Source organism: Streptomyces sp. SID10853, from assembly GCF_010548145.1.
Taxonomy (GTDB): domain Bacteria; phylum Actinomycetota; class Actinomycetes; order Streptomycetales; family Streptomycetaceae; genus Streptomyces.
In genome coordinates this window covers 1-4975 of record NZ_JAAGLN010000356.1, presented here as the reverse complement: position 1 = coordinate 4975, position 4975 = coordinate 1, and the positions used below count along the sequence as shown (strand labels likewise).

5 protein-coding genes and 1 pseudogene are annotated in these 4975 nt (G+C 72.6%); 4 read left to right on the top strand and 2 right to left on the bottom strand.

Going from position 1 to position 4975, the window contains the following annotated elements; genetic code table 11:
* Nucleotides 1-776: crotonase/enoyl-CoA hydratase family protein (locus tag G3I19_RS34480; RefSeq protein WP_164267640.1), on the bottom strand; the 776-nt coding region annotated here is incomplete at its 3' end.
* A gap of 90 nt (nt 777-866) precedes the next feature.
* Here G3I19_RS34480 and G3I19_RS34475 point away from each other — a divergent pair.
* Together G3I19_RS34475 and lnt are read left to right on the top strand one after the other, a co-directional pair.
* Complete coding sequence (locus G3I19_RS34475; RefSeq protein ID WP_164267639.1) at nt 867-1433, top strand: nuclear transport factor 2 family protein; 567 nt, start codon at nt 867-869, stop codon at nt 1431-1433.
* Between the two features lie 124 nt (nt 1434-1557).
* Nucleotides 1558-3129: an apolipoprotein N-acyltransferase gene (gene lnt, locus G3I19_RS34470; RefSeq protein ID WP_164267638.1), complete on the top strand. Its 1572-nt coding sequence runs from the start codon at nt 1558-1560 to the stop codon at nt 3127-3129.
* Here lnt and G3I19_RS34465 read toward each other — a convergent pair.
* The gene (locus G3I19_RS34465; RefSeq protein ID WP_164267637.1) at nt 3053-3958 is read right to left on the bottom strand and encodes a Gfo/Idh/MocA family oxidoreductase; all 906 of its coding nucleotides are present in this window, start codon (nt 3956-3958) and stop codon (nt 3053-3055) included. The two genes, lnt and G3I19_RS34465, sit on opposite strands and share 77 nt — an antisense overlap.
* Nucleotides 3959-4130: 172 nt before the next feature.
* Between G3I19_RS34465 and G3I19_RS34460 the strand changes: the two genes are divergently transcribed.
* Both G3I19_RS34460 and G3I19_RS34455 read left to right on the top strand, forming a co-directional pair.
* The gene (locus tag G3I19_RS34460; protein WP_164267636.1) at nt 4131-4643 is read left to right on the top strand and encodes a DinB family protein; all 513 of its coding nucleotides are present in this window, start codon (nt 4131-4133) and stop codon (nt 4641-4643) included.
* Nucleotides 4644-4716: 73 nt separating this feature from the next.
* Nucleotides 4717-4975, top strand: a pseudogene (locus G3I19_RS34455) (hypothetical protein); the annotation flags it as partial.

Sequence of the window (4975 nt, the reverse complement as noted above, 5' to 3'; positions counted from 1 at the left end):
ACCGGCGGCGGGCCGAACGACCCGTGCCTCCCGGCGCCCGCGGCGAACTCGTCCGCTCCGCGCTGTGCCTGCGTCAGCGATTTCCGGCCGTGCCGCAGTTCGCCCGCCAGTGCGTCCGCCTCGGACAGACCGCTCTGCTCCAGCAGCGCGAGGCGGTCCTCCCGCAGACAGGTCTGCGGGAACGCGGCGATGGACGCGGCCAGTTCCTCGGCCGCCGCCCGTGCCGTTCCGGCGGGCACCACCCGGTTGGCGAGGCCGATCGCGTGCGCCTCGGCCGCGCCGACCGGACGGCCGGTCAGTACGAGGTCCATGGCCCGGCTCTCACCGATCAGCCGGGGCAGCCGTACCGTTCCGCCGTCGATCAGCGGCACACCCCAGCGGCGGCAGAACACCCCGAACACGGCGTCCTCGTCGGCCACCCGCAGATCGCACCAGAGCGCGAGTTCGAGCCCTCCGGCCACCGCATGGCCGGAGACGGCGGCGATCACCGGCTTGCCGAGCCGCATCCGGGTCGGCCCCATCGGAGCGTCGCCCTCGTCGGCGGTGGCGGTGACGCGGTTGCCGCGCGGAGTGCCGACGGCCTTCAGGTCCGCTCCCGCGCAGAAGGTGCCCCCTTCGCCCCAGAGCACGGCCACCGCCGCGTCCGGGTCGGCGTCGAAGGCGCGGAAGGCGTCGGCCAGGGCGTGGGCGGTGGGGCCGTCGACGGCGTTGCGTGCCTCGGGCCGTGCGAGCACCACGGTGGTGACGGGGCCGTTGCGTTCGATGCGTACGGTCATCGCGTCACCCTCCCACAAGGGCGCCGAAGGCCACCGGGGCGGTCGTGCAGCCCCCTTGGCCCCGGGCACCGGGTGCCGGAGACTGACCCGATGACTCAGCGCGTGGAACTCGCTACCGTGATGGACCGGCTTGACATCGACGAACTGATCACCGGCTACGCGGTGGCCGTGGACGACGGCCAATGGGACGACTACCGGGCGCTGTTCGCTCCGGACGGCCGGGCCGACTACCGCACGGCGGGCGGGGTGGAGGGCCCTGCTGCGGAGGTCGCCGACTGGCTCGCGGAGATGATGCGGCTCTTCCCCGTACGCCAGCACTTCATCGTCAACCGGCGGCTGCGGCTCCAGGATCTGGGCGGCTACCCGGGAGACCGGGCGGAGGTCCAGGCCGACTACCTCAATCCGATGCGGCTGAGGTCCCGGCCTTCCGGCGGCGCCGGTACAGGCGAGGGCGACGCGAGCGGTTCCGGGGGCGGCTCCACAGAGGGTGGCTCCGCGGACGGCTCCGAAGGCGGCACCGAGCCGACCGCGCCGGACTTCGTCTCGGGCGGCCGCTACTCCTTCACCCTGGTCAGGACGGACAGCGGATGGCGGCTGCTCGGGGTCGTCGTACAGGAGAAGTGGCGGCGCGTTCCGGGTACGCCGGGCGGTATCTGACACGCCGTGCGGGTGCGGGCGCACTGTCGGTGGCCGTCCCGCTCCCCCACACTGTGGACAGCGACAACTCGGCGGAGACCGTCCGCACGAGGCTGCTCACGGGGCGGGAGCGAGGAGGCGCTGGATGCGGATTCCGCTGGAGCGACTGCGCAGGGCCGGCCTCTCGCCCTGGTGGCGCGGCGCGGCGGCGCTGCTTGCCGGGGCACTCCCGGCGCTCGCTTTCCCGGCGCCGTCCCTCTGGTGGTTCGCCTATGTGGCCCTGGTGCCCTGGATGCTCCTGGTGCGCGCGGCGCCCACGGGGCGGCGGGCCGCGCTGGACGGCTGGCTCGGCGGCACCGGGTTCATGATCTCCGTACACCACTGGCTGATTCCCAGCCTCAATGTCTTCATCGTGGTCCTGGCCGCACTGCTCGGGCTGCTCTGGGCCCCGTGGGGGTGGCTGGTCCGGTGGATGCTGGGCGGGGCTGCGAGCGCCGCACGGGTGGCGGCCGCTCTGGTCGTGGTTCCTTCCGGGTGGCTGATGGTCGAGCTGGTGCGGTCCTGGCAGGGGCTCGGCGGCCCCTGGGGGCTGCTCGGCTCCAGCCAGTGGCAGGTCGCCCCGGCCCTGCGGCTCGCCTCGGTGGGCGGGGTCTGGCTGCTGAGTCTCTTCGTGGTGGCGGTCAACACCGGAGCCGTGGCACTGCTTGTGGTCGAGTCCGCCCGTACGACGGCGGTGGCCGGGGTACTGGCCTGCGCCGTCCTCACGGGGGCCGTCTGGGTGTGGGCGCCGCGCCCCGAGACGTCCGGCGGGACCCGGGTGGCGGTCGTACAGCCGGGTGTCACCCGGGAACTCAAGGACCGCTTCGACCGGAGTGAGGCCCTGACCAGACAGCTGGCCGGCCGCCATGTCGATCTGGTGGTGTGGGGCGAGAGCAGCGTCGCCCATGATCTGGCGGCCCGCCCGGACCTGACGGCGCGTATCGCCCGGCTGTCCCGGGAGACCGGCGCGGACATCCTGGTGAATGTGGACGCCAGACGGTCCGACGCACCGGGGATCTACAAGAGTTCCGTACTCGTCGGCCCGGCCGGGCTGACCGGTGACCGCTACGACAAGATGCGGCTGGTCCCGTTCGGTGAGTACATCCCGGCGCGTTCGCTGCTCGGCTGGGCCACATCGGTGGGCCGTGCGGCGGGCGAGGACCGCAGGCAGGGTACGCACCAGGTCGTCATGAAGCTGCCCGGTGGGCTCCGCGTGGGACCGCTGATCTGCTTCGAGACGGCGTTCCCCGACATGGGCAGGCAGCTGACGAAGGACGGCTCGCAGCTTCTCGTCGCCCAGTCGTCCACCTCGTCGTTCCAGCACAGCTGGGCACCCGAGCAGCACGCCTCGCTGGCCGCGCTGCGGGCGGCCGAGAGCGGCCGCCCGATGGTGCACGCCACACTCACCGGGGTGAGCGCGGTGTACGGGCCCGGGGGCGACCAGGTCGGCCCCCGGCTGGGCACCGACCGCAGCGCCGCGCAGGTGTACGACATCCCGCTGGCCCACGGCACGACGCTCTATGTGCGGTTCGGCGACTGGCCGGTGCACGGCGCCCTGGCGGTGCTCGCCGTGCTGTGCGCGGTCGAGGGGCTGCGCTCGGTCAGGCGGCCTGCTCCAGAGCCCGCAGGACCACACGCTCGCAGAGTTCATGGGTCAGCAGGGCGTCCCTGGCGCTGAGCAGCTTGCCGGCCGCCACCGCCTCGATGAAGCCGAGCACGGACTGCTCGATACCGCGCTGGCGGGCCACCGGCACCCAGTCGCCGCGGCGGCGGACCGACGGCTGGCCCTTGTGGTCGATGATCTCCGCGAGATTGACGACCTGTCGCTTGGCGCCGCCGCCCGAGACTTCGAGGATCTCCTCGGTGGAGCCGCTGACCCGGTTCATCGAGCCGATCGCGGAGAAGCCGTCACCGGAGAGGTGGAGCACCACATGGTGCATCAGACCCTCGCGGATCCGGGCGCGTACGTCGATGTGCTCGACCGGACCGGGTGCCAGGAAGCGCAGCGTGTCGACGACATGGATGAAGTCGTCGAGTACCAGGGTGCGCGGGTCCTCCGCCAGGGCCGTCCGGTTCTTCTGCATCAGGATCAGGTCGCGGGGGTGGTCGGCGCACTGGGCGTAGCCAGGCGCGAGCCGCCGGTTGAAGCCGACGGCGAGGCTCACACCGCGGTCCTCGGCGAGTGCCACCAGCCGTTCGGACGCGGCGAGTTCGTACGAGAGCGGCTTGTCGACATAGGTCGGCACGCCTGCCTGGAGCAGCCGGCTCGCGATCTCGGGGTGGACGGCCGTCGGCGCGTGGACGAACGCGGCGTCGAGCCCCTGCGCGAGCAGCGAGTCCAGGTCGGCGTGGCACCGGTCCGCCGGGATGTGGAAGGTACCGGCGGTACGGGTGAGGGTGGCCGGGGTCCGGGTCTGGAGGTGCAGTTCGATCCCGGGCAGGGTCGTCAGTACCGGCAGATATGCCTTCTGCGCGATGTCTCCGAGCCCGATGCAGCCGACCTTCACAGGGTCTCCCTCTCCGTCCGTCGATATGTCGCCGGGCCGGACGTCCCGGTGACCGGCCCGTCATGGTCCGGCGCCGTTCCCGGCGGCCTGGTGCCTGGGCAGCATACGGGCCGCCCGGCCGGGTGCGATATCGCGTGGCGCGGTCGTCGGCCGCTGGGTGATGATGCTCCGCATGACGACACCGGAACGCAAGGAACCGTCGCTCACGGCCGATGAACGCACCATGCTCGAGGGGTGGCTGGACTACCACCGCGCCACCCTGGCCCTCAAATGCGCCGGCCTCGACGAGCAGCAGCTGCGTGCGGCCACCGTGCCGCCTTCGGAGTTGTCCCTGCTGGGGCTCGTACGGCATCTGGTCGAGGTGGAGCGGGGCTGGTTCCGCGAGGTGCTGGCGGGCGAGGAGACCCCGCCGCTCTACTTCAGCGAGGAGGATCCGGACGGGGAGTTCCACCTCACCGACGCGGACACCTGGGACGAGGCGTACAGCACCTGGCAGCGCGAGATCGCCTATGCGCGCGAAGTGGCCGCCGGCTACGCGCTGGACGATCTGTCCAAGGGGCTCAGCCGACGGGGCGAGCATTTCAGTCTGCGGTGGATCTACACGCACATGATCGAGGAGTACGCCCGCCACAACGGTCACGCGGATCTCATCCGGGAACGGATCGACGGCGTCACCGGCGAGTAGCCGACTCACCCGTGCGGGGCCAATTCCGCTTCCGGCGCCCCGAACGGCTCGCGCGGGCAGCAGAGTTGGGCGGGTGCACCGAACGAAGATCGTCGCCCTGGCCCTGCTGGGCGCAGCCGTCTCGGCCGCGTCCGGCTGTGTGGCCGTCCCGCCGCACGGCTCTGGGGCAGCCACGCCCTCGCCCGGACCGTCCGGGACGCCCGGCCGCCACGCGCAGGACACCGGACCGCAGATCGTGCAGGGCCCCCCGGTCGAGGCGCTGGAGACCGTGCCTCCCGGACCGGGGGCCCGGAGCCGGGCGTCCGCTCCCCCGTCCGCGCGGCGCCCGAACG

Excerpts from the sequence above, each read along its gene's own strand:
- G3I19_RS34475 (WP_164267639.1), top strand. The coding sequence starts at position 867 with ATGACTCAGCGCGTGGAACTCGCTACCGTGATGGACCGGCTTGACATC.
- lnt (WP_164267638.1), top strand. The coding sequence starts at position 1,558 with ATGCGGATTCCGCTGGAGCGACTGCGCAGGGCCGGCCTCTCGCCCTGG.
- G3I19_RS34460 (WP_164267636.1), top strand. The coding sequence starts at position 4,131 with ATGACGACACCGGAACGCAAGGAACCGTCGCTCACGGCCGATGAACGC.